Genomic DNA, 675 nt, shown 5'->3' on the forward strand with positions numbered 1-675 from the left:
AGACTTGCTTACCGTCATGGTTTACTTTTATATTGATAAAACCTATATTGGATGGAAGAAATTTGCGACACTCCTGCCGAATAACTGGCTAGCCGAGACCCCACAGGCGCTTGCGYMGAGGAGGCTTGGCAGACRSTCRGCGGAAAGCGAGCGGATTTCTGAAATCGACGTACCTTTTAAATAAAAAGCGTCTATTCCATTCTGGGAATGCTTATCGTATCCTCTTTTTTTTGTGACAATTCTGCAAACATATAACTGAAATTCATTAAATTTTAGTATAATGACTTGTAGAAAGTGTCTTCAGGAGGAGTTTTTCATGAACATAATCATGCGTTTTCTTATCAACGGGCTGGTATTGCTCGTTATTGACTGGCTTCTCGACTCCATCACGATCAAATCTTACGGAACTGCCTTGCTGGCGGTTTTTATATTATCGATCATGAACTTGCTGGTTAGACCCATCCTCCAACTTATCACATTGCCGATCACCATCCTGACGTTCGGGTTGTTTTCTTTCATTATCAATGCCTTCACATTCCAAATCACTTCCTATATTGTCAGTGGCTTTGTAATAGATTCTTTTTGGGGGGCTTTAATCGGATCATTGTTATTGAGTTTCATTCAAAGTCTTCTTTTAAAACAAAGTAAAAAAAACCGTCAGTAGCATGCTGACGG

The 675-nt window shown here is 40.0% G+C and carries 2 protein-coding genes; both read left to right on the top strand.

The genetic code is table 11. The features are described 5' to 3' along the window. Positions 1–184, top strand: a 184-nt coding sequence (locus AC1DVB_RS27785; protein WP_477592076.1) for a hypothetical protein, incomplete at its 5' end; no start/stop codon positions are given. Between the two features lie 132 nt (positions 185–316). After that, positions 317–664: a phage holin family protein gene (locus AC1DVB_RS27790; RefSeq protein WP_057278003.1), complete on the top strand. Its 348-nt coding sequence runs from the start codon at positions 317–319 to the stop codon at positions 662–664. Positions 665–675 lie beyond the last annotated feature (11 nt).

Source organism: Peribacillus sp. P4_D6, from assembly GCF_056401795.1.

What these genes read in the sequence shown, in the direction of transcription:
- AC1DVB_RS27790 (WP_057278003.1), top strand. Translation starts at nt 317, where the DNA reads ATGAACATAATCATGCGTTTTCTTATCAACGGGCTGGTATTGCTCGTT.